At 58.7% G+C, this 24,417-nt stretch carries 15 protein-coding genes, 1 tRNA gene and 1 other RNA gene; 12 read left to right on the top strand and 5 right to left on the bottom strand.

Annotation, left to right across the window (positions count from 1 at the left end; all coding sequences use genetic code 11):
* Nucleotides 1-362: 362 nt before the first annotated feature.
* Nucleotides 363-914, bottom strand: a complete 552-nt coding sequence (locus DWY51_RS07665) for a LemA family protein (RefSeq protein WP_089573514.1) — start codon at nt 912-914, stop codon at nt 363-365.
* A gap of 212 nt (nt 915-1,126) precedes the next feature.
* Here DWY51_RS07665 and DWY51_RS07660 point away from each other — a divergent pair, with 212 nt between their 5' ends.
* A complete protein-coding gene (locus tag DWY51_RS07660) occupies nt 1,127-1,711 on the top strand; it encodes a TetR/AcrR family transcriptional regulator (RefSeq protein WP_117757518.1) in 585 nt (194 codons plus the stop codon).
* A 3-nt stretch (nt 1,712-1,714) separates the two neighbouring features.
* Here the strand turns inward: DWY51_RS07660 and DWY51_RS07655 are convergent.
* Nucleotides 1,715-1,804, bottom strand: a tRNA-Ser gene (locus tag DWY51_RS07655).
* 51 nt (nt 1,805-1,855) lie between these two features.
* Between DWY51_RS07655 and tadA the strand changes: the two genes are divergently transcribed.
* Nucleotides 1,856-3,637, top strand: coding sequence for a tRNA adenosine(34) deaminase TadA (tadA, locus tag DWY51_RS07650; protein ID WP_117770422.1), 1,782 nt, complete (start codon nt 1,856-1,858; stop codon nt 3,635-3,637).
* Nucleotides 3,638-4,089: 452 nt separating this feature from the next.
* An RNA gene (ffs, locus tag DWY51_RS07645) (signal recognition particle sRNA small type) lies at nt 4,090-4,185 on the top strand.
* A 355-nt stretch (nt 4,186-4,540) separates the two neighbouring features.
* Here the strand turns inward: ffs and DWY51_RS07640 are convergent.
* Nucleotides 4,541-5,608, bottom strand: coding sequence for a hypothetical protein (locus DWY51_RS07640; RefSeq protein ID WP_117770421.1), 1,068 nt, complete (start codon nt 5,606-5,608; stop codon nt 4,541-4,543).
* A 209-nt stretch (nt 5,609-5,817) separates the two neighbouring features.
* On the opposite strand from DWY51_RS07640, the gene DWY51_RS07635 reads away from it, so the two are divergent.
* Both DWY51_RS07635 and DWY51_RS07630 read left to right on the top strand, forming a co-directional pair.
* Complete coding sequence (locus tag DWY51_RS07635) at nt 5,818-7,689, top strand: ABC transporter ATP-binding protein (RefSeq protein WP_117770420.1); 1,872 nt, start codon at nt 5,818-5,820, stop codon at nt 7,687-7,689.
* A complete protein-coding gene (locus DWY51_RS07630) occupies nt 7,690-9,549 on the top strand; it encodes an ABC transporter ATP-binding protein (protein ID WP_117770419.1) in 1,860 nt (619 codons plus the stop codon).
* Nucleotides 9,550-9,577: 28 nt separating this feature from the next.
* On the opposite strand, the gene DWY51_RS07625 is transcribed toward DWY51_RS07630, so the two are convergent.
* On the bottom strand, nt 9,578-10,843 hold the full coding sequence (locus DWY51_RS07625; RefSeq protein WP_158556929.1) for an ATP-binding protein: 1,266 nt from the start codon (nt 10,841-10,843) through the stop codon (nt 9,578-9,580).
* Between the two features lie 347 nt (nt 10,844-11,190).
* Between DWY51_RS07625 and bilS the strand changes: the two genes are divergently transcribed.
* The 7 genes from bilS (at nt 11,191) to DWY51_RS07590 (ending at nt 21,328) form a co-directional block, all read left to right on the top strand.
* Nucleotides 11,191-11,742: a flavodoxin family protein BilS gene (gene bilS, locus DWY51_RS07620; protein WP_117770417.1), complete on the top strand. Its 552-nt coding sequence runs from the start codon at nt 11,191-11,193 to the stop codon at nt 11,740-11,742.
* Nucleotides 11,743-12,463: 721 nt separating this feature from the next.
* Nucleotides 12,464-13,021, top strand: a complete 558-nt coding sequence (locus tag DWY51_RS07615; RefSeq protein WP_158556928.1) for a signal peptidase I — start codon at nt 12,464-12,466, stop codon at nt 13,019-13,021.
* 70 nt (nt 13,022-13,091) lie between these two features.
* Entirely contained in the window at nt 13,092-13,832 is a 741-nt protein-coding gene (locus DWY51_RS07610) for a SipW-dependent-type signal peptide-containing protein (RefSeq protein WP_117770415.1), read from the top strand.
* A gap of 89 nt (nt 13,833-13,921) precedes the next feature.
* Entirely contained in the window at nt 13,922-14,569 is a 648-nt protein-coding gene (locus DWY51_RS07605; RefSeq protein WP_117770414.1) for a hypothetical protein, read from the top strand.
* A 3-nt stretch (nt 14,570-14,572) separates the two neighbouring features.
* On the top strand, nt 14,573-20,044 hold the full coding sequence (locus DWY51_RS07600; protein WP_117770413.1) for a hypothetical protein: 5,472 nt from the start codon (nt 14,573-14,575) through the stop codon (nt 20,042-20,044).
* Nucleotide 20,045: 1 nt separating this feature from the next.
* On the top strand, nt 20,046-20,627 hold the full coding sequence (locus tag DWY51_RS07595; protein ID WP_117640426.1) for a hypothetical protein: 582 nt from the start codon (nt 20,046-20,048) through the stop codon (nt 20,625-20,627).
* 2 nt (nt 20,628-20,629) lie between these two features.
* Complete coding sequence (locus tag DWY51_RS07590) at nt 20,630-21,328, top strand: hypothetical protein (protein WP_117770412.1); 699 nt, start codon at nt 20,630-20,632, stop codon at nt 21,326-21,328.
* A 711-nt stretch (nt 21,329-22,039) separates the two neighbouring features.
* Here the strand turns inward: DWY51_RS07590 and DWY51_RS07585 are convergent.
* Nucleotides 22,040-24,340, bottom strand: coding sequence for an LTA synthase family protein (locus tag DWY51_RS07585; RefSeq protein WP_117770411.1), 2,301 nt, complete (start codon nt 24,338-24,340; stop codon nt 22,040-22,042).
* Nucleotides 24,341-24,417 lie beyond the last annotated feature (77 nt).

Raw genomic sequence — 24,417 nt, 5'->3', positions numbered from 1 at the left:
GGCCTTTTAGGCCGCGCTTTTGTTTTGCGTCGCGCCATGTGGGGGTGGTGGCGACGTGCATTTTTGCGAGTATTCTGTAATCGAAGGCTCCTGTATACCGTCGTTCGGGCAAAAATCCGTGCTTGTCGATGCTTTTCGCGAATAATAGGCGGTGTTATGGGCTGCTGGGTCTCTGGCTGCAGGGGTATTCGCTATCTAACGCCTCTGCTGCGGAGCCCAAAGCTCTTGGCTGTGCTGAATACTCCCAAAAATGCACGGCGCCTTGAGGGGGACCTTCGCGACAAAGGAAACCGCCCCGTCGAAGTATGCATTCGACGGGGCGGTTTATGCATATACCCGATTAAGGATACGCTGCGGATCTGTTAGAACTTGACGGTCGGTGCCTGGCGGGCTGCTTCGGCGGCCTCGAAGCCCTGGCGCTCCTTAAACTGGAAGATGCCGGCAAAGATGACGGCAGGGAACGTCTGGATGGCGTTGTTGTAGCTGAGCACGCAGTCGTTGTAGCTCTGGCGCGCGTAGCTCACCTTGTTCTCGGTGTCTTCGAGCGTGGCTTGGAGCTGCGTAAAGTTGGTGTTCGCCTTAAGATCGGGGTAAGCCTCGGCCACGGCGAAGAGCTGGCGCAGAGCGCCGGTCAGCACGTTGTCGGCTTCCATCTTGGCTTCGGGCGTGGTGGCGCTTACGGCGGCGTTGCGCGCGTTGACCACGGCGGCAAGCGTGTCCTGCTCGTGTTTGGCATAGCCCTTGACGGTCTCGACTAGGTTAGGGATCAGGTCGTTGCGGCGCTGCAGCTGCGTGTCGATGTTCTGCCAGGCGTTATCAATGCGATTGCGCTTGGTGACCATGTTGTTGTAGATGCCGGCGATGGCGCAGACAATCACAACGACAACAACGATACCGATGATGACGGGAATCATGGTGTCTCCGTTTCGAATGGCCGCGGCGTCTTCCGCCGGCTGCCGTTGGTGTAACGCTACTAGTATACCCGCAACCCTTGGCGATACCGAACTTTCCGGTAAGCGTTATGTTTCCACCAAGGTGAGGCCAATCGCCAGGGGGCGGGCGATACAGGTGTAAGATATGCGACAGATTAGTGAGCGCTGTCTTTTCCTTGAGGAGGGCGATACGTATGGACCTTCGCATCAAGAAAACCTATCGGGCCCTGTTCGAGGCCTTTACTGAGCTGCTCGAAGAGCATCGGTTTGAGGACGTGACGGTTGCCATGCTGTGCGACCGCGCTATGATTCGTCGGACGACGTTCTACAAGCACTTCCGCGACAAAAACGATTACTTTGCCTTCTATATCGATGAACTCATGTCGGGTCTGCCGCAAAAGCGGGCCGATGCGGATGGCGCGGAGGGCGCCGAGGACGTGCGCGCGCTTCGCCACGAAGTGTTCGCCGATGCCATGGATCTGATTCTGGCGCATGAGCAGCTCATGGATAACATTTTGGCGAGCAGTATGTCGGGCATGCTGACCAGCATGATTTGCGACCGCATCGCGCGCTCCATACGCGGGCGCGTGATGAGCGCGCTTGACGAGGATGCGCTTGCGCCCGTATCGCTCGAGACAACGTCTGAGTTTGTCGCCGGCGGCATTATTCGGCTCTTTACCATGTGGTGGGAATCGGGCCACGTACTGGAGCGCCGATCCGAAATCGCCGACGTGGTCGATGCGCTGTTCGAGCGGACCATGACGCCGGTGAGTCACTAAGAGTGGCGGAGAGAGGGGGATTCGAACCCCCGGAACGCTCTCGCGCTCAACGGTTTTCAAGACCGCCGCATTCAACCGCTCTGCCATCTCTCCGTGAGTCGTAATGATAGCATCGTTTTGGATTTGCAACAGGGGAGGCGAACGATGACGAGCACCGGAATCGATGAGAAGTTCATGCGTGAGGCGCTGTCGGAGGCGCGTGCCGCCGCGGCGGTGGGCGAGGTGCCGATCGGTGCCGTAGTGGTGCGCGCGGGTGAGATTGTCGCGCGGGCGCATAATCGCCGCGAGCTCGACCAGGATCCTTCGGCGCATGCCGAGTTTGCGGCCCTATGCGCCGCCGCTCAGTCGCTTGGACGCTGGCGCCTTTCCGATTGTACGGTCTACGTGACGCTCGAGCCCTGCTGCATGTGCGCGGGGCTTATGGTTAATGCGCGCGTGGGGCGCTGCGTGTACGGCGCGGCCGATGCTAAGGCGGGCGCTCTGGGGTCGCTATACGACCTCAATGCCGATTCGCGCCTGAATCATCGGTTTAATGTGACGGCTGGGGTCTTGGCGGATGAATGCCGCGAGCTGCTGAGTAGCTATTTTGGCGGTCTGCGCGGAGCGGGCGGCGCTGATTGCGGTTGTGGGGCCGATCTTGACGCACACGCTGCTCACGCCGCAGCGCTTGCAGGTGCCGGTGAGGATGCTGGCGCGGCAGTTGACTTTGGTCCTGCGTGCCGCCGGCCCCGCCGTGTGCTGCTGGCGATTGACTCCTTTAAGGGCAGCGTGTCGAGCGCGCAGGCGGAGGCGGCAGTTGCCGGGGGCGTGCGCCGCGTGTGGCCCGATGCCCAAGTAAGCGCGCTGCCGCTGGCGGATGGCGGTGAGGGAACGCTCGATGCCGTTGCCGCGTGCGGCGGTGAGATTGTGACCTGCGAGGTGGCAGGTCCCTTGGGCATGCGCGTGGCTGCCCGGATGCTGGTGGACGGCGAGCACGAGTCGGCTGTCATTGAGATGGCCGAAGCCGCGGGCATCGGGTACTCGCCGTGCACGGAGTCGGCGGCGTTGGCCGCTACGACCTATGGCGTGGGCGAGCTGATGCTTCGTGCGGTTCGCGCGGGGGCGAGGACTCTATATATAGGACTGGGCGGCAGCGCCACCAACGACGGTGGCGCCGGCATGCTGCAAGCGCTGAGCGCGCGTCTTGTCGATGACCGTGGCTGCGATATCGCGCCGGGGCTCGCGGGCCTTGAGCAGGTGGCGAGCGTTGATTTGGCGCCAGCGCTGCAGGCTTTGGATGGCGCGCGTGTCGTGGTGCTTTCCGATGTCGAGAATCCGCTCGTGGGGCGTCGCGGGGCACTTGCGGTGTTTGGCGGGCAAAAGGGCCTGCCGACAGACGATGTCGAAGCGCTGGGCGGGTACGACGGCTGGATGGTCGGTTACGGTCGCCTGCTCGATACGGCGATTGCCGAGGCACGGGCTCAGGGGTTACTGCGCGTGCCCGAGGGCACGCGGACGTTTGGCTCGGTGCTCGGCGTGCCCGGCGCCGGTGCCGCTGGCGGTCTGGGCGCCGCGCTGCTAGCGCTCGGTGCAGAGCTACATTCGGGCGTGGAGACGGTGCTTGATCTGATTGGGTTTGACGAGCGCGTGCGCGATGTCGACCTGGTCATAACGGGCGAGGGCAATATGGACGAGCAATCCGCCGCCGGCAAGGCGCCGGTGGGTGTGGCCCGCCGTGCCAAGCGCTATGGCAAGCCGGTTGTTGCCGTCGTGGGCGGTCGCGCTGACAACCTGGATGCGGTGTATGAGCAGGGCGTCGACCTGGTTTTGACGATCTGCCGCAAGCCCATAGGCCTTGAGCTGGCGCTCGATCCCCAAGAAGCCATAACCAACCTTATCTGCGCCGGCGAGTCTGCCGCTCGATCCTACGACCTCGCCCGCCTCTAAAACCTATCTCTCTATAAGTTGCGGTGAAATACGGAGTGTTTTTGCCTTTAAGGTGCCAATTCAGTCCGTATTCCACCGCAACTTCGTGAATGGTCATCCGAGGCTGGTCGACATGGGTTTCGAGTCGGACCGTTTGCCACGAAACACGGCTATCTACTACGTTTAACCGACCACCCTCGACTATCTCGGAATTTGCAAAAATGAAACCGCAGGTAGAGAGCTTGCCGGTTTTCGAAAAAGTCGGCTATGGTCGACCCCTGCGACCAAAACGTAGTAGATAGGCCCTTTTTGTGGCGCAGCACCAGATCAGTCTTTTGGGGACGGGGCTTTCTTGGCTACTTTCGTCACCCTGATGTCCCCAGTCAAAAAGTAGTCAAAAAAGCCTCGTCCCAAATTAGCTGTCTTGCCCCATCGGGCGGGAGCAGGTAATATATATCGAGCGCCTAGCGCGTTCGATGGGTTCGGATGACGACATGTTCCGAATCTGGTCAGGTCCGGAAGGAAGCAGCCATAAGGAGCCTCTGTCGGGCATCCGAATCCATCGAACGCGCTAGGCGCTTTTTTGGTGCCGCGACATGGCCCGGCCGGCGGCGAGGTGTTTGGTGTCTCGCTGGTCCTCGGCTTCGCCTGTGGGATCGCTCGACTACCAAACACCTCGCCGCCGGCCGGGCCCCGTCGTCCAAAAATCACCCGTAAAGGCGCGTTTATCTAATTTAATCTATCTCTTGCGGAATGCGGCTTGCTGGCGTTGTCTGGGCATTGATGGCTATGTGGTTCAAGAGTCGGCGGTGCTGTTGCTTGAATTTTTGCAGTTAATTAAAGAGGCCCGTTTCCCTGGGTTGGGGAAACGGGCCTCTTTTGTCTCTGGGTTTGTGGATTGGCGAAGGTAGTATGCTCTGGCGGCTATTTTGAGTTCTTGAGGCGGCGTGTGGCTGTGGCGGTTATTCCGAGGCCTGCGGCGGCGACTGCTGCGAGTGCGATTGCGCTCGGTGCTGCGTCTCCCGTGTTCGCGAGCTTGCCGGCGGTCGTATCTGCTTGCTTGCCGCTGCTCGAGTTCGCCTGCTTGGTGGAGTTTGGCGGGGTATTTTTGCCGGTCGCGGACGAGCCGGTGGGCTGTGTCGCCTCGGCCGGTTGCGCCGAGTTGGAGGGAGGCGTCGTCTCGGTCGGTTGCGTTATCTCGGGCGAGGTGGCCTTGTCTGCCGCGGCCTTTGCCTCTTCGTATGCCTTGCAGGCGTCGTCATAGGCCGTTTGCGCTTTTTTCAAATTGTCGAGGAGCGCATCTCGCCAGGCTATGAACCGGTCGATATCGCCTTTATATTTCTCTACAGCACGTTCACAGTTATTAACTCGTCTTTCCTGATTTCTGAGGCGGTACTGGAACTCGCGGAGCTCCTCTTCGCAATGGCCTACTTGCGCTTTTGCCGTTACGATCTCACTGTGCAACTGCTTTATTTGCTGTTTAACAGTTTCGACAAACTCCTCGTAGCCGAGTGCTTCGAGTGTCTTAAGCATCTCAAGTTTCTTGTCTAATTCTGCCTGGAGCTCGCTTACCCGGTTGATGGCCCCGTCGTATTTGGCTTGGGCTGCATCGATGTCCGCTTGCATGGTGGGAAGGAGTCCCCTCTCTTCGGCGGCTTGCGCCGCCATCTTGTCGCGGAGCTCTTGAAAACGGGCAATGTCATCATTGAATCTCGCAATTTTCTCGGGACTTGCGGCGTCTTTTGCGGCCTCGAGTTTTTTGAGCGCTTCCTGCATGGCTGCATACGCTTTTTCTTTTGCGGCGGCCGCGTCTTCTGTCTGCGGGGCGCCCGAATTGCCGTTGGCGGCGCTCGTCTGCGAAACGGCCGCACCGGTGGGGGAACTGGTTTCTGCCGCGATCGCCGTTGCGGGGGCGATTCCCGCGATAAGTGCCGCGGAAAGGGCGATGCCCAAGGTTGTTCGTCTTGCTCTTCTCGCGAGAATGTCGTTCATCTCGGCACCTCATTTCAAGGGTCGGCGACTAACTTGGTAGCACTAATGTAAGTATACCAAGCGATTGGCCCGCCACTGGCTGGGTGTGCGCGTATGCTCCTCTGAAAACTGAATCCCGTTAGAAATGACGAGTTGTTTACGCTTCTTTTGGGGTGGCGGTACTATCATGGTTCGAATTGAATGTGGATGATGATAGGGAGCGCCTATACATGATTGAGTTGCTCAGGCGTTTTGGTGGTAAGTTTCGCCGATATATGGTGATCGGCCCTGCGTGCAAGTTGATCGAAGTGATCTTTGACCTGCTGACGCCGCTGGTGATTGCCCAGATGATCGATAAGGGCATTGGCTCGCACGACGTGGACGCCGTCGTCCACTACGGCATGGTGCTTGCCGCCATGGCCGTGATCGGCATCTCGTTTACGCTCGTCTGCCAAAAGATGGCGGCGCTCACCTCGCAGGGCATGGGTACTGACATTCGCGGCGCACTCTACCAGCACATCAACAAGCTGAGCTATGCCGAACTCGATCGCTTTGGCACGCCGTCGCTCATCACGCGTATCACCAACGATGTCAACCAGGTGCAGCTTGCCGTGGCGCTGGGCGTGCGCATGCTCATCCGCTGGCCCTTCTTGGCGGTGGGCTCTATGTGCGCGGCCCTTGCCATCGACCTTAAGCTCGGCATGGTCTTTTTGATTTGCACGCCCGCCATCGGCCTGGTGTTTTGGTTTGTCATGGCGCGCTGCATTCCCTACTACAAGCAGCTGCAGGCAAAGCTCGACCGCATCGCGCTTATCTGCCGCGAGGGGCTTTCGGGCGCCCGCGTTGTTCGCGCCTTTGTGCGTGAGGACCACGAGCGCGAGCGTTTTGCCCAAGCCGCCGATGACCAGGCCAATACCGCCATCGCGGTGGGCAAGCTCTCGTCAATCCTTAATCCCGTCACGTTTTTGGTGATGAACCTGGGCGTGTGCGCCATCCTGTGGGTGGGCGGCATCCAGGTCAACGTGGGCGAGCTTACGCAGGGCCAGGTCATGGCGTTTGTGAACTACATGACGCAGACCCTGACCTCCATCGTGTACGTCGCCAACCTGGTCGTGGTCTTTACCAAGGCGAGCGCGAGTGCTTCGCGTATCAACGAGGTGCTCAACTGCGTGCCGAGCATCACCGACGAGGGCAACGAGCCGGTCGCACTGCCCGAGCCGAGCGCGATGGGCAACGCTGTTCCGGTTCCCGCGTTGAGCTTGAGTCATGCGAGCTTCTCCTTTGGCGCTGGCGCTGCCAACGCCGTCAACGATGTGACCCTGGAGCTCCCGCTGGGCAAGACGCTTGGCATTATTGGCGGTACGGGCAGCGGCAAGTCCACGCTCGTCTCGCTTATCCCGCGCCTGTACGATGCGGGCGCCGGCAGTGTGAGCGTGATGGGCGCCGACGTGCGCACCTGGCCGCTCGATCAGCTGCGCCATGTGGTCGCGACCGTTCCGCAGCGAGCGTCGCTGGTGAGCGGCACCATCCGCAGCAACCTGACCTGGCGTGACGAGTCGGCGACCGACGAGGAGCTCTGGGCAGCGCTCGATATGGCACAGGCGAGCGAGTTCGTGCGCAACAAGCCGCAGGGGCTCGACGCTCCGGTCGAGGCGGGCGGCAAGAACTTCAGCGGCGGTCAGCGCCAGCGCTTGACCATCGCGCGCGCCCTGGTGGGCTCGCCACAGGTCCTGATCATGGATGACTCTGCCTCGGCGCTCGACTTTAAGACCGACGCGGCGCTTCGCCATGCCATTCGCGAGCGCAGCGTGCGTGGTGCCGCCGAGGGTGGTCTGCCGCTCACGACCGTCATCGTGAGCCAGCGCGTTTCGACCGTGCGCGACGCCGACATGATCTGCGTGCTCGATCACGGTTCGGTCGCGGGCCTGGGCACGCACGATGAGCTGTACGCGACCTGCCAGCTCTATCGCGAGATTTGCCAGTCGCAGCTGCGCCGCGAGGAGCTCGAGGGCCAGCAGGGGAGCACGACGCCCACGCCCACCCCAAGACTCGCGTCCGCTCCGACCGCCCCCGCATCCGTCTGCGCAAAGGAGGGCTGCTAAATGAATCCGTACACTTCCTCCGGTTCGGTCGCCACGATGACGGCCAACGTGTCCGGCAACGATAACCTCAACGACCTGGGTGACGGTCCGCGCCAGCCCGGCGACCCCGAGCGCTATCCCGCCGGTGCGGTGACTCGCCGCCTGCTGGGCTATGTTCGTCCGCACCGCGTCTCGTTTGCAGCGTCGTTTGTGAGTGCCGCCGTCTCGGTGATCCTGCAGCTCTACACGCCCATCCTCATTGGCGAGGGCATCGACCTGATCGTTGCCGCGGGCCAGGTGGACTTCGATGCGCTGCTGCCGCTCGTTACCAAACTCGCGCTCGTCGTGGTGGGAGCAGCGTCCTTCCAGTGGCTGCAGGGCTATTGCGTCAACCGCCTGTCCTACGAAACGGTGCGTGACATGCGCGTGGAGGCAAGTGACAAGCTCAGCCGCATGCCGCTCAGCTTTATCGACAGCCATGCCCACGGCGACCTTATGAGCCGCGTGGTCAATGACGTCGACCAGGTGGGCGACGGTCTGCTGCAGGGCTTCACGCAGCTTTTCACCGGCGTTATCACCATCGTGGGCACGCTCGCGTTTATGCTCTCCATTAACCTGGCCATGACGCTCGTGGTGGTGCTCGTCACGCCGCTTTCCATCTTTGCGGCCGGCGCCATCGCCAAGCTTTCCAACAAGAGCTTTACGGCGCAGCAGCGTATTCAAGGGCAGCTCGGTGGTCATATCGAGGAGTACGTAGGCGAGCAGAAGCTTGTCGACGCCTTTGCCTACGGCCCCAACGCCCAAGCGCGCTTCGACGCGCTCAACGCCGAGCTCTATACGGCAGGTGAGCGCGCGCAGTTCATGGGTTCGCTTTCTAATCCCGGCACGCGCTTTATCAACAACATCATCTACGCCGTTGTCGCTGTGATCGGCTGCGTGGGCGTGATCACGGGCGTGCCGGCGGCGCTCACGGTGGGCGGCGTGCAGATTTTCCTGTCCTACGCCAACCAGTACACCAAGCCGTTCAACGAGGTCACGAACGTCATCACGCAGATCCAGACCGCGTACGCCTCGGCGCGCCGCATGTTTGCGTTGCTTGATGCACGCGAGCAGGAGCCCGATGCGTCGGATGCCGTGGAGCTTGCCGCCCCGCAGGGCGAGGTCGCCTTTGAACATGTGGACTTTAGCTACGTGCCTGACCGCAAGCTGCTGCAGGATATCTGCATTGAGGCTAAGCCCGGCATGCGCTTTGCCCTGGTCGGTCCCACGGGCTGCGGCAAGACGACGCTCATCAACTTGCTGCTGCGGTTTTACGATATCGATGCCGGACGCATCATGGTCGATGGCCGGTCTTCGCGTGATTACACGCGTGCAAGCCTGCGCCGCGCCTTTGGCATGGTGCTGCAAGATACCTGGCTGTTCGAGGGCACGGTGGCAGACAACATCGCGTACGGTTGCCCCGATGCCACGCGCGAGCAGGTTATCGAGGCCGCCAAGCGCGCGCATGCGCACAAGTTTATCGTGCAGCTGCCGGGCGGCTACGATACGGTAATCGGCGAGGACGGCGGCACGTTTAGCCAGGGCCAAAAGCAGCTGCTGTGCATCGCGCGCGTCATGCTCACCGACCCGGCAATCTTGCTGCTGGACGAGGCGACCTCGAGCATCGATACCCGCACCGAGTTGCAGGTTCAGGCGGCATTCGACGAGCTCATGGCCGGTCGTACGAGCTTTGTCGTGGCGCACCGCCTGAGCACCATCCGCAACGCCGACTGCATTCTGGTGATGCGCGACGGCCAGATTATCGAGCGGGGCACACACGACGAGCTGCTGGCGGCAGACGGCTTCTATGCCGAACTCTACCGCAGCCAATTCGCCCAGTGAGCAAGCCCGTGGGGCATGTAATGCAGCGCTAGGGCGCGAGTGTGTCAACGGGGGCAACGATAATGCCCTCGGGCGTTGTATGGGCTGGCATGCCGAACCCGATGACGATGAGCTTGGCCGCGGGTGGTCTCTCGCCACGCTCGACAAGTTTGCGCTCGAGTCGAAGCAGGTTTGCAGATGCCTCGGGGATCTGCGGACTTCCGAGTTTAATTTCCACGGCAATCCAAGTTCCATCGCGCCTGTGTATAACGGCATCGACCTCGAGATCGTCGGCGTCATGGTAGTGGGACACCGATGAGTCATTTGCGGCTGCATAGACCTTAAGGTCGTGCAGGACGAGGGATTCGAAGAGCAGTCCCAGCGTCTTCGGGTCGGATGCCAATGACTCCGGATTTGCTCCGAGCAGTGCGACGGCAAGCGAAGGGTCGGCGAGGTGCCTTTTTGCACTTTGCCGCAGCTTTACCGGAGACCTGAGCGCCGGATGCCAAGCCGGGATATCATCGATGATGTGTATTCTGCGCAAGGCATCCGTATAGCGCCGCAGCGTACTTCTCGATACCTCACCGCCGAGGTCTTTCTCAAGAGACTTTTCGCCGGCAAGAGTGGATTCGTTGCGCGCAAGCGAAGACAGAAGAGCCCTGACTTTCTCTGGGTCACGCTTCACGCCGTCAACCCTCGAAACATCCGATTCGCAGACACCGTCGATGTAGGCAGCGGATATACGCATTGCATCGGCAGTCGTCTTGCCAACCGCCTGAGGCCAACCACCACGGCATAGCAAATCGGCGATATCGGCGATGCCGTTGATGGATCCAAGTGCCGCTTTGATGGGGCATCCGTTAAGCAGCGTTTCGAGCGAGACCGCCCCTGAGGAAACCCCGAGTTCGGCCAGAGTCATTGTTTCCATGCGCAAACGTGATATGCGCCCGATGCCGCTGTGCATCGGTTGGTCGGCTTCGTTTGGTGTTGCTGACCCCGTAAGCAAAAACTGCCCTGGCTCACCGGTCCGACGATCGCATTCGAAACGTATTGCGTCCCACAGTTTTGGCTCTTCCTGCCACTCATCGATGAGTCTCGGCGTTGCGCCGACTATTGCTTGAGCTGGGTCGATCCTGGCAAGCTGCAGTGCGGCAAAGTCTCCGGCAGGGTCGGAGAGAGACAACGATGATTCAGCGAATCGCTGGGCCGTAGTCGTCTTTCCGCACCACTTCGGTCCCTGAATGAGCACGGCACCAAAAATGCCAAGATCGCGTTCGATTGAGCGATCGATACATCTACTCATATACCTAGTCATCGTACTTCCCGCCATTCAAAGAAACATTTTGTTTTATAGCATCTTACCAGCGCGTAAAACATTTTGATGAAAAACCATGACACAATTTGATGGTATTCCGTGAAACAAATTGACGATATTATGTGAAACAATTTGACGGCGTTTTGTGAAACAGTTTTTCGGCCATTCGTGAAACGTTCTGTGGCGGTTTCAATCCGAAGTACATACTGTTCGAAATCTGTCCAAAGATGTCGTCTGCGTCGCCAATCGACAGACGGTGGTTTACATCTGTCACGTTAGTACTAAGATATTCATCTAATAAATTGCATTAGTGGCTTTAGTTTTGGGGGAAACGAGGCAACGTGACTATGACGTGCTCTTTGGTGGTTAACAGCAAGAGCGGTAATACCAGGATGGTTTCGGGCGCGATCAAGCGCGCTCTGCAGGCTGCGGGTGTTGAGTTTGTCCATGCCGCGGCGTTGAGCGACGATGCGGATGCAGATCAGGTTGCGCTCGAGGCGCAGGGCGCCTGCACGGCCGACACAGTGCTCGTCGGTTTTTGGTGCGACAAGGGCGCGTGCACGCCTTCGGTCGCGGCGTTGCTCTCCGCCTTGCACGGCAAGCGCGTCTTTCTGTTTGGCACCTGCGGCTTTGGGGCCGACCAGAGCTATTACCAGCAGATTATTGATCGCGTAACTTCCAATTTGGCTGGGGATGCCGAGCTTGCGGGCTGGGCGATGTGCCAGGGCAAGATGGGCCCCGCGGTCAAGCAGCGCTACGAGGCCATGCTCGAGCAAGATTCCGAAAACGTCCGATTTAAGATGCTGCTCGACAACTGGGTTGCCGCGAAGGACCATCCCACCAAGGAAGACCTGGATAACATGGCTGCAGCCGCAAAAAAGGCCGTTTTGGGCGAATAACTTCGCCGCTTGCGGTGCCGCGCGTTCAATCGTACAAACGTGAAAGCCTCGAGATTCTCGAGGCTTTTTTCTTAACACGGGGTTGTGGAAGCTGCGTCCCGGAATTTGCCTTTGGAATGGGATGCCGTTTCCGGTTGAGGGACTCTGTGGAAAATGCATCCCAGTATTCGGCTGAGAAATGGGATGTAGTTTCCGGTTGAGGGCCTTGGCGGAAAGAGCGACCCGGAATTTGTGATCGAAGCGGGATGTGGCTTCCCAACGGGGCCACAAGCGGAAACCGCATCCCATTTCGCAAGCGAATTCTGGGACACGGTTTTCAGAGGGTTATGGGCTGCGAGCTACATGAGGCTGTCATAAAACTTCAGTAAAAGGGGGCGGAAATAAATGGCACTTCCAGCAATTTGTTTTAATGTGGGGGGGGGGTACCATTATTTTAGTTCCGCAAAAAATCTATTCCTCTATGGGGAAGTTACGTAGGGGGTTAGTCACAGATATTGGATAAAACAGACCAATTTGGGGATAAATGACCACTTACGTCAAAATAGGTAGCATTTAGCGACAAAACATTGAAAAATGTGTAGCACATCGCTATGTTCTTATTAGGAAAAGATTCCAAATTGGCTTATTTCGGACTCACTTTTCAAGCGCCTTGCGGTTCCTGTTGAAACTTGCTGACCTTTGGATGGGTCGAATAGGTCCTCAAGGGGGATGAATTATCACTTTGACGGCGCGTAGACTCAAACGATTTATTGCACTTTTGAGTAGCTTGGCGTTCGCGCTTGTCATAGCCCTTGCCGTCGTTTCTTTTGTTCCTCGCGCATTTGGATACACGCCTTTTGCTGTGCTTTCGGGCTCTATGGAACCCGAGCTTCCCGTTGGCTCCATGGTGTTTGTCCGCCAGGTTGAGCCAACGGATATTGCCGTGGGCGACAATGCAACCTTTTACCGATCGGACGGCACCGTGGTGACGCACCAGGTGTATCAGATCGACCCTGTGGCGCAGATGATCGGCACGCAGGGAATTGCGAACAAAAATGCAGACGGAAGCATCATGCACGATGCCGAGCAGACGCCTTTTTCGAGTGTTATCGGCACTGTTTCTTTTTGTGTCCCTTACCTGGGCTTCGTCAACGCATATTGCACGACGATGCCCGGTTTGCTTGTTGTGGTGGCCGTTCTGACGCTGCTGATCGCGGCGTCGATAGTGCTCGATCGGATGGTTCCCGACGAGCCTGCGGGCAAGCATACCCGCGTGCATGCGAGGGAGCGGCGTTCATAGCGGCAGGGAAAAGCGTCGGCGGCGGTAGGGGCCGTTGCCGGGGAAAACGATTCTCGAAAGGAAGAGAACGATGGAAAACAAGAAGAAAAAGCGCTACGGCATCATTGCCGCCCTGCTGCTGTTGGTGCTGGCTGCCGGTGTGGGCACCTATGCATGGCTGTCGGCTGATCAGTCGCTGGAGAACGTGTTTACGATCGGCAAATTTGAGACTCCCGAGAAGAAGCCTGATGAGAATGAACCCACCAAGCCTGGTAAGCAGGATAACGTCGACAAAGCTTATCTGTTCGAGACCAAGTGGAATAAGGACGAAGACCACAAGATGGTCCCTGGTTCCTCGATGGATAAGAACCCGAATGTTGGCATTGGGAAGGGTTCCGACGACGCTTATGTGTTCATCTATGTGAAGAACGCTGTGGTCAACGATAACGCGCCCTATGCCAAGACTCCGTGCTTTGAGCTCGGTTCCAATTGGAAGGCGGTCGAAGGGGAGACCAGTCAGAACGCTGATGGCAAGTATGTGAGCGGTCTGTTCATGTATGCAAAGAACGCCTTGAACGGCCCTGCAGTCCTGAAAGCTGACGCTACTCAGGATGTCTACACCGACGAGCTCTTTAACAAGGTTATGATTCCCAGCGAAATGACGAGCAAGGATGTTGTCTCGGGCCAGGACGGTACGGGCAAGAAGATTGAGCCTAAGATTGTCGTTTCCGCCTACATCTTCGGCGACGGCCAGAAGGGCGAAGAGACCAGCGCTGCCGCCAATGCCCTTAAGCAGGCCAAGGCTTGGGCCAAGAAACAGGCTCAGGCTTAATCCCTCCCCACCGAGATCCCGGCCCGCTCCCCATCCCCATTTTCGGGCCGGGATCTCGGTCCCCTTTTTTTCGACGATTGGCGAACGTAATGCTCAACAATCTTTCCGACAATCAGAAACGCACCTTGGCGCTTGCCGCGATGGCGCTGTTGGCCCTGGCGTGCCTGTGCGGCACGCTGGCTTTTACCGTTGATATGGTTCCGGCGAACAACGTTCTATCGTTTGGCAGCGTGAAGGTACGAGTCTGCGAATACACCCTCAACGAGCAGGGCGAGGAGATTCCGTTTGAGCCCAACGAGCACGGGGACTATCCCGACACCAAGGCCGGGGGTTCTGACATCAGCCGCATTGTGCGCGTGGAGAACGTCGGCACGCAGCCTGAGTACGTTCGCGCGCGTCTGCACATGACGTCGGTGGCGCCCGACGGTTCGAGCGCGGATGCTTCGGGCAGCGTTGCGTTTCATGTGAACGCGGGCGAGGGGTCCCCGTGGATCGATGGCGGCGATGGGTGGTACTACTACCGCGGATTGGCCGGGCGTGGCGGCACGCTCGACCCCGGCGCCATGACGGAAAGCCTCATGGACTCGCTGCGCTTTGTGGGCGACTACCACGATGCCGTGCGCGGCGGCTCATTCAGGCTCGATATCGATGTTCAGGCCGTGCAGGCCAAAAACCAGCAGGCAAGCGATACCGTCCTCGACGTGCTTGACGTCGCGGGCTGGCCGGAGGCGAACTAGCCTATGAAGATCAAGAACATGAACCGGGGCGTGCTTAGCAGGCTAGTTGCCGTCGCGGCGATTGCCCTTTGCTGCGTTATGGCGCTGCCAACGGTGGTGCATGCCGAGGACGTGCCCGAGAACACAAACGAATACCACATCAAAAACGCGAACGACTTTTTGGTGTACGTGGCGCTTTCGCGTGAGCGCGATACGTCCGGCTGGCGCGTTTATCTCGATAACGATATCGTGCTTAATGATGACGACATGAAGACCATTGTCTCGCACACCGTTAAGCATCTGTCGTTTGGCAACAAGGAGCATCCGTTTAAGGGCGTGTTCGATGGTCAAAACCACACCGTTGAGGGCCTGAGCTACGATAAAGACACTTTTGACCCCGAGCGCGATACGGGATTTTTTGCCGAGACCAACGGTGCCACCATCAAAAACTTCCTGGTCAAGGACGCCAACGTGTGGGCGGACTTCCGCGGTGGCATTATCGTGGGCAAGGCCGTCAAAACGCGCTTCGAAAACGTTATGGTCATGGAGAGCACGCTGCACGTGACCTGCGCCAACAATGCTCTCAACCTCATTACCAACGCAGGCTTTGAGGGCGGTCTTATCGCCGGCGAGCTCGACGGCTGCACCCTCTACAACTGCGAGGTCCGTGGCGGCCGTGCCGTCAACAATACGACCTCGGGCGTGCAGGCGCTCGGCGGTGAGGGTCTGTATATGGCGGCGTTTGCCGGTTACGTTACAAATTCGACGATTGAGTACTGCCGCGTTACGCCTACGCGCAACGGAGACGGCTCGGTTGCCAAGAACGGCATGACCGACGTTACCAATAAGTACGACGTGGCTGTTGGCGCTCTGGGCGGCAACAACGTGTACGCCTCGGGTTTTGTGGGCTGCATGGCGGGTAACGCCAAGATTATCGACTGCTTCTCGACGGCGCAGTGCTACAGCTATGCCGCGTCGTACGTGGGCGTCGTCGCCGTGACGCGTGCGTGGACGGGTGGCTTGGCGGGTCGTATTCTAACCGAAAAGGGCAACGAGCTCGTTCGAAGCCATTTTGCGGGTGACTTGAGCTCGCGTCAGTACAATCCCATCGCCGTGATCCCTATCATTCAAAACGATGTGAACCTGGGCGGTATTGCTGCGCGCGCCAACAAGGGTGACGCCACGGTTACCGAATGCTACTTTAAGCCGAGTGTGAGCCTAAAAGGCAGCAGCCAGGGCACCCCTGCCAAAAAGAAAATCCCCTCGTTTGGCGGCGACGGCACCACCAAGGGTGATGGCTATGGTCCATGGGATGACGAGCGCTACACCACGCGCGAGCTGTGGGAAGAGCACGACTACGATTTCTGTGCCGGCACCATGCGCTCGACCGACAACGACGATGCCCTGGGTGGCCAGCACCCCAATGAGTGGGCGATGGATTACACGCTGAATATTCCCGTGCATGGCCAGAGCGTTAAGGCGACGATTGATTTTCCCGGCGCGGGCACCGCGACCATCGAGGCGACCAAACTTGGAATTGAACAGAAGACCTCGGATCCGTACGCCTTTGCCGTGAGCGCCGTGCTGGCGGGAACGGCTCAGGGCTTGGCCCAGGGCGATACATCGGTGACGTTTAGGCAGGATACCTCCGCAAAGCCTGAGGGGCTGAGTAAGGCGAACGACGGCTACCGCTTTATGGGCTGGTTCCGCGAGCCCGACGTGCGTGTGAACCGAATTGGACAAGACAACAGCTGGTTTGACGGCAAGACCGATGCTGCTGCTGTCGCTGCTGACAAGCGCGTCGAGGAGAACACGGCCCACGATAAGGCTTCGACCTACACCGCCGACAACGGAAGCGGCGTCGATGAAAAATTCGGCTTCAAGGGTAACGACCTCTTTATCGCTTCATACGAGGCGCAGGTGCTGTTCTATAACGTTAAGGGTGAGACGCTTGATTGGAAAACCGGTGATGCGCACGACAAGTCAGTTGATTGGTATCGCTACGGTGTGGATGTGACGCCTACGGCTCCTGCAGACCGCGAGGGGCTTTCCGACAGCGCAACGTTTATCGGCTGGACCTCGCAGCCTAGCAACGAGGCCGGGAAGAACGGTGCCTATGCCGCCATCACCTCTACTCAGCTGGCTGATCTGAAAAACAAGGGAGCATTCTATCCTGCGGGTAGCGAGATCACCGTGGTCGGGCCTACCGATTTCTATCCCGTGTACAGCGACTACGTGTCGAACATCCTGACGGAGTTTGAAGGCCACGACCCGGATGATAAAACTAAGCGCGAAGGCGTGGGCAAAACTTACGTTAAGGTTGGGACTGCAGAAGATGGCACAAGCGCGTATACCGTGCAGGTGCTCGATGTATCCGGCAATGCTATATCCAAGGACGGCACCCTGCCCGACGGCTATCGCTTCTTGGGTTGGTATGAAAACAAGGGAACCGAGGATGCCCCGCTCGAGGTGCGCGTAAGCCGCGATCCCAGCTATACGCTCCCCGCCGATGTCGATTTAACCGCGCCGCATACCTACATCGCCCGCTTTGAGTACCGAGTGGATTATTACGTTCGGGCTTATACCAACCATGAGTTTACGGACAGCAAGCTACTTTGTTCCGTTTGGAATCGCTATCAAACGCCCTTTGAGGAAAACGTCGGTAGTACCTTCGTGCGTGAAAACGTCGTCCACTGGGGCCCGGAGCATGTTGACCACGGTATAAAGGATAGTTATGAAACGTGTGGCACACGCTTCACGAAGGAAACACTTGTCGTGAGTCCCCTTAACGCGTACTCGCACAACGTTAAAAACGATACGGGAGCCGATACTCTAAAAAACCTCTATGCCGATACCGATTTTCCAGGCGCTGCAACGCTAAGCGATACTTGGACTTCGGCTTCGCTGAACGTAACGGTCAAACCGGTGAATGATCGCTATCGCCTGAATTTCTGGACGCTTGAGCGCGATGGTGAATATTGGACATATGTGAAAAATCCCATCGAGAGCATGGTGCGTACAGATAAGAAGTACTACGTTCGCGCGATGATTACCACGGACGTTAATTTCTACAACAAGGGCGATAATGTCGTGAGGACTGCCACGCGGCGCTATGAGAGTAACTTGCTGCAGGCCAAGGTGAACGGGGCGGATCCGACGTTCACGTATTACTACCCGCATGTGAACACCTCGGTTGAGGCAAAAGGAAAGCCGCAGGACGGGCTAACTGGTTCTTATGAAAGCCCCTTGACCCTTGAGTCTTCTCCGACCGATGCGGAGATGGCGGTGCCGGGTTATAAGTTCTTGGGCTGGATTTCGACTGCCGAGGTCCAGAAGGATTCTGCCGTCTGGAACTATATCTACGACGTCGCCGGCGATTCCTTCACCACTTCTGACCCGGATAAGGCCGAACCGTATCTGGTGAAACCAGATTTTAAGGTCACCCAGTGGCAGGATGCCTATCCGGTGTACGCGAAGTACGATGTTAGGTACACCACCAACCTGTATCGCGCCGGTTTTAAGGGCACGGACAAGGTCAATGTGCCTAGGTACGACATCGATCCCGTTATCAACGCGGGCACCGACCCTGCTACGGCAACGGTGACCCCTGACGTCACGACTCCGGTTTATAAAGCAGGCGGTGAGCTGTATAAGTTGCAGAAGGTTGAGATCGAGCTTCCGAATGGCGAAGTTGAAGAGATCGAACCTAACGGCGATAACTCGTATTCCCATCAGGTGGAACCCGGCGGGGCCTATACATTTGTGGCGTACTATTCGCCGTTGGCGGTCGTGTACCATCTCAATGCCAAAGATGTTGACGGCAAAGTTGCTCAGCAAGGCGATATGCTCGGCAACCTTGATGGCGGCATCCCGAAGCCCACTTATGACGTCAGCGCTATCGATAGGGATACAGGAGGTGCGTTCAACGCCTTCGTGGGCTGGACGGAAGCCAAGCCGGCACCTGTCAAGGGCTATGTCGCTTGGTCGGAGGGTATCCGCATGGTGAGTGCTTCTACCGTGGTCAGGGCCCCCATGGAGCTGTACCCGGTCTACCGTCCCAGCCTGGTTACCGTTCAATCGAACATCGACTTAAATCTCGCGAATCCTGCTCTTGTCCGCGGTCTCGGCCGTACTGATTCCGGCGACCAGATCTCTCTTGAGGTCAAGGCTGTCAAGGAGGTTGTGGGCATTGACGGCACCAAGTACGACTTTGTCGGCTGGTCGCGCGATTATGTCAATGACGGGCAGTACACCCTGATGACTGACGATGAGAAGTATCCCCTCGAGGGCAGCGAGCCCTTTGAGAGCGTGACCTACACTGCGGTGTACAAGAAGACGCCGCTTAAAGTGCGCTATCACGACACCGAAGGCAACGTCATCTACACCGCTACGGTAGACCCGAACGATACGAGTGTTCTGCGTGGCCAGGATGGCAATGCCGGCTTTGTTCAGACAGTTAAGGTGCCCAAGATGTACGAGAACGGCAACCCGGTCTATGACGACAAGGGTGAACCCGTCATGGAGCCAAAGGAAGTGGCCTACGATCCCGAAGCCTACTCCGCAATCGTCGCATTCCTGGGCGAGCGAGCGGATAGCAGCTTGAAGGAGTTGTTCTTGGAGTGGCAGTGGGTTAATGGCGACAAAGCTGTGGCGTGGAGCGACTTCAAGGGTAAACCGGTTACAGCCAACATGGATTTGTATCCGGTGACGTATAGGGTCGTCGCTAACGACACATCGGACGATGCGAGCCCTAAGAATGTGACCGGGCAGCTCAAGTGGTTGCTTGATCCCAATGCCGCGAACACGATAGATGACAAGAGCGATAAGGCGCCGTTCAAGGCTTGCTTTGCAAAGCCCTTCATGGGCACGCAACTGACGGTGCACGTTGACCGCGTGGGCTATGGTCTTCCTGGCCAGACTCCTGCGCCTGTCAACGGGAAGTATGTCTCGCTTTACAGTTCGGGTTCAGGCGAGGGCTCGTTTGAGCTGACGAATCGTTTGGACTACAAGCTCACGGGCGACGGCACTCAGAGCGATGGCAATGCGGTGTTCGATTTCGCCGCTACGCATACGCTCAAGATCGTCAAGCAAACCCAGGATAGCTGGGCGAAGGGCAAGACGTTCCGCTTCAAGGTTTCCCGGGCCGGCATGGACGGCAACGCCTTGGAGGAGCGCACGGTTGAGGTAACGGTGTCATCGGATGCGCAGCTGAAGGACGGTTCCGCCTGGTACTCCGGCGCTATCGAGCTTGCGGTCCCGGCGGGTATCTACACCGTCGAGGAGGACTCAGCGTGGGCATGGCGCTACAGCAACAAAATCGGCGTCCCTGGCAAGCAGCCGGGCGATAAGGCGCAGGCGACTATCTCCGCTGCATCGAGCGCGAACGATGCCACGTTCACCTGCACGAACACGCGTGTGAACGACAAATGGATCGACGGCAGCAAGCGTGCCCATAACGTTTGGAGCAACGGCAACGTAGCAAAGAAGGAGGATTAGCATGTCCAAGCGCAAGCGCATCATCGCCTTGCTGGTGGGGGTTATCCTCCTGGCCGGTACGGCAGGCACGTTGGCCTGGCTTTCGGTTACGGGCGTGCTGGTCAACCAGTTCGGCATCGGGTCGGTGACGCCATCGGTTCAGGAAACGCTCAACGGCAAAGTGAAAAGCGATGTCAAGGCGAAGAACACGGGTACCGCGCCCGCCTATATTCGTGCTGCAGTGGATATCTACTGGCAGGACCAGGATGGCGCACGCCTGTGGGATGAGCCGAAGGAGGAGCCGAAGGGTGAGGCGGATTACGAGATTGCGTGGAGCGTGGCTGATGCCTCGGGCGCGAACTCGGCTTATAACTGGGTTAAGGCGAGCGACGGGTTCTATTACTGGACGTCGCCCGTCGCTCCCGGCGCGGAAACCGGCGTGCTCATTAATAGGGTTACCGAGCTCAAGGCAACCGAAGGTCGCAATCTTGTCGTGGATATCTCCACTCAGGCGGTCCAGGCGACGCCCGATGAGGCCGTGCACGACGCATGGGGTTGCTCGGTCGAGAATGACGTGCTGGTGCCGCCGCATGGAGGTGCGTAAGTATGGCGTTCCCGATTCGTAAAGGTGTTGCGCGCTCCTTGCGTTGCATGGTCGCGGCCATTTTCTGCGTGGTCGCGCTCGCTGTTCCCGCCCGTGCGTTTGCCGATACTCCCGCGATTGCCTATGACGGAAATGCGCGTCAGCTGACGGTCTCGGGGGCGACGGACTCCTCGGGGGAGCCCGATCTGTTTTTGGCCTTTAAAGATCTGATGCCTGGCGATGTGCGTGATCAGCAGATAGAGATTCGTGCCACGGGCGTAAAGTCCCAGGTGCGCGTGTTTGTGCGTGCCGTTGTCGATCACGAGACGGCACGCCTGCTGTCGCCCATTACCCTAACGGCGTCGGCGGGCGATGGCTCTGCAGGTTGGCTCCAGACAGGAACACCGGGCAGCGCGTTCGCTTATCCCACGCAAATCGCCACGTTTACGAGCGATGGCCGCACGGTGCTTAATTTGCAGCTAAACGTTCCGACATCGGTGGGCAACGAGGTTGCCGACGCAAACAAGACCATTCGCTGGGAGATTACCGCCGAGGACGATGGCGAGAAGATTTCCGTGCAGTCTGCTGACAGCAAGAAGCTCGGCTTGCTTGGTCTGGCGGCAACGGGCGACAACACGCTCACGTTGCTTTTGGTGTTGCTGACACTTGCAATCATCGCATTTATAGCCGCACTTCTTTTGTCCCGGAGGGATAAGCGCTAGGTTCATCTTCTAAACGCAACGCCCTCCCGGGCGGCGGGCACGAAGTTCCCTGCTCTACAGTCCTGCGCAAGACGAAGGCCACATTAAGTGGCCTTCTTTGCGTGCGGAACTCGCGATGAACTTCGAGCCCGCCGCTCGGGAGGGCGCCCCTTTATTGACGGAAGGCCTAATAAGCGGATATTCCATGCCCGGATGTATTCAGAGCGGGACGGGCTTTCCGGATGGGCGGTGTTTCGGAAAGTGTGTCCCAGAATCGGCGCTCAGAGTGGTCCCCACTTTCCGGTTGATGTCTTGTCCGGAAACTATGTCCCGGAATTAAGGCTTGGAATGGGATGCACTTTCCGGTTGAGAGCCTTAGCGGAAAGTGCGACCCGGAATTTACTCTTGAAGTGGGATGCGCTTTCCCAACAGGCCCTCAAGCGGAAACTGCGTCCCATTCCGAAGGCAGATTCCGGGACACACTTTCCGAATACAAAGAAGGCCACTTAATGTGGCCTTCAACTTATATATGTTCAGCGGATACCCCCATGACAAGCCGCGCTCCAACAACAAGGCGTCTGTCCGGACGGAGGCATATAAGGTTCATCGCGAGTTCCGCACGCAAAGAAGGCCACTTAATGTGGCCTTCGTCTTGCGCAGGACTGTCCGAGCAGGGAACCTTATATGCCTCCGCCTGGACAGACGTTTCAGTTGTGGCTCAGCAGCTAGCAGCTACTTAATCTTGGTCGTACCCGGCGCCAGGTTGGGGTCGGTCTCGTTGGCCTCGGTCTGGAAGTGCTCGGTGTACACGTTCTTGCCGTCGCGGAACATCTCGTAGTATTGCATCTTGGCGTAATCCTCGCGTGCCTTGGTGGCGGCTGCGGCAACGGCGTCGTCGCCGGTGACGTTGGAGGAGAGCGCCCAGCGCAGGCTGGCGTCCTCGTAGCCCACCGAGTTGATGGCGGGCAGCGACTCGCGCAGCGTCATGTGCGCCTTCTGGTAGTCGGTCAGCGGTGCGCCGATCAGCTGCATGAGCTGGGTGGACAGGTAGTTGGTGGACAGGTCGTCGACCTCGCTCGTCTGGTCACAACCGGCAACGTCGTAGTTAGCCCAAATGATGTAGTCGGTCTGCCACAAGCGCTCCTGGTGGGTGGCGTCGTCCTCGCCGGTAAACCACTTATCGTTGAACTTGGACGGGAAGAACGGTTGGTGGTCGCCCCAGAACACCACGACCACCTTACGGTCGAGCTTGCTCAGGGCGTTGAGGAAGTAGCGCAGCGCCTGGTCGGACTGTTCGATGCACGAGACATACTCGTCGACATCGGAGAGCGTGCCGTCCTCGACGGTCTTGGCGTCCAGGTCGGTCGTGTCGATGTTCAGGTGCATCTGCTTGTCGACCGGCAGCAGGCCCGTGTCGTAGCCCGAGTGGTTCTGCATGGTCACGTCGAAAATAAACTGCGGATCGGCGTTCTGGTCGAGCAGCTCAAGAATCTTGTCGTAGGTCGCCTGGTCGGTCACCATGCCGCGCAGGGTATCGGCGCCCTGGAAATCGTTGATGGACAGGAACTGGTCAAAGCCAAAGTCCTTGTAGACGTTCTCGCGGTTCCAGTTGGTCGCGTGGTTGGGGTGCATGGCCGTGGTGGAATATCCGAGCGACTTGAACTGCTCTGCCAGGTTCCCAGTCGTTTCCATGTTGTAGATGGTGTAGGGGTACACGCCTGAGCCCAGGTTGGCCATGGAGTTGCCGGTCATAAACTCAAACTCGGTATTGGCGGTGCCGCCGCCGTAGGCGCTCACATAGAGCTTGCCGCGGCTGAGACAGTTGGACAGGTTCTTAAAGTACTGCGGGCCCTCGTAGCCGGCGCGCATGTTCTGATAGATCGACAGGTCCGAGAAGGTCTCGTTCATGATGGCGATGACCGTGGGCTTCTCGCTATCGAACTGCTCCTGGGCGGCGGCGCGCTCGTCGCTCTTGGCCGCGTCGGACTTGTCGTAGGCCTTGGCGTACTTTTTGAGCGTGGCCTTGGCATCGTCAACGGAGTAGTCGGCGGGTTTGGGCGGCTTGATGGACTGTGCTGCACTAATAAAGGCAGGCAGATAGCCCTCGCGCCAGTAGCTCTCGAGCGGGCGCCAGGTGTAGACGGTGATGCCGAGAGTGTTGTAATAGTCGATGAGCGTGACATGCGCGGTCACGCCGCCCAGGCACAGCACTGCCACGAGCAGGTTGGTGAGCAGCATGCGCTTGGCGTTGGCGGCGCCCTTCTGACGGTGCGGTGCCACCAGGCCGGCGTACTCGCATAGCAGCATGGCGATGGCGGTAAAGCCCATGGACAGCACGCAGAACAGCGAGATGGAGAAGGTGTAGCCGTTGCCGGCGACCGCGGCGGCGGTGGAGATGGCCGAAAGGTCGCCCGGCTGGATGGGCATGGATTTAAACGTGATGACGAAGAACTCGGCAATGCCCAGGACAAAGAGGGCAAAGGCCAGGACCGCGGGAGCTGCGCCGTGGCGCTGGAATAGGAAGAACAAGCCGGTCATGAGCACGGTGATGATGGCCCACTCGAGCAGGATGCACAGGGGGTAGACCCAGGTAAAGTCGTGGTTGGACGAGACCTCCATGCCCAGCAGCGCAAAGACGCCGGCGAGCAGCAGACACAGGACGGCGGCGACGAGCGGTTTGCCCACAAAGGCGCCGCGCAGGCGGGCGAGCTTGCCAGTGGGGGCGGGAGCGTCGGCCGAGGCGAACGCAAAGACGCGCGGGGCGATGCGGTCGCGGGCGATGCTGGCCCAAGCGCAGCCGGTGAGGATGGCGTTGGTCAGGATGAGCATCACAAAGGCGAGCGGCTCGTTTTGAGCGACGAGGCCCACGGCGCCCCAAATAGTCAAAAAGACCTGGAACAGGCCGAAGGCGACGCTCCACCCAAGAGCGCTTTTGGCAACGGTGCCCGACTTTGCGCAAATGGCCTTGGCCTCGCGCAAGACAAGGTAGACGGTCGCCGCAAGACCGACGAGCGAGATGGCGGCAGCGAACATGCTGAGACTCCTCACAAACTAAAACCTACGAAAGCGGGGATTTACCCGATTGTTACCAAGATATGCGCAGCGATTGG

It is taken from the genome of Collinsella sp. AF25-2LB, assembly GCF_003458415.1.
In the GTDB taxonomy this organism is placed as follows: domain Bacteria; phylum Actinomycetota; class Coriobacteriia; order Coriobacteriales; family Coriobacteriaceae; genus Collinsella.
The sequence above is the reverse complement of the archived record's forward strand: the minus strand, read 5'-3'. Positions and strand labels throughout refer to the sequence as shown.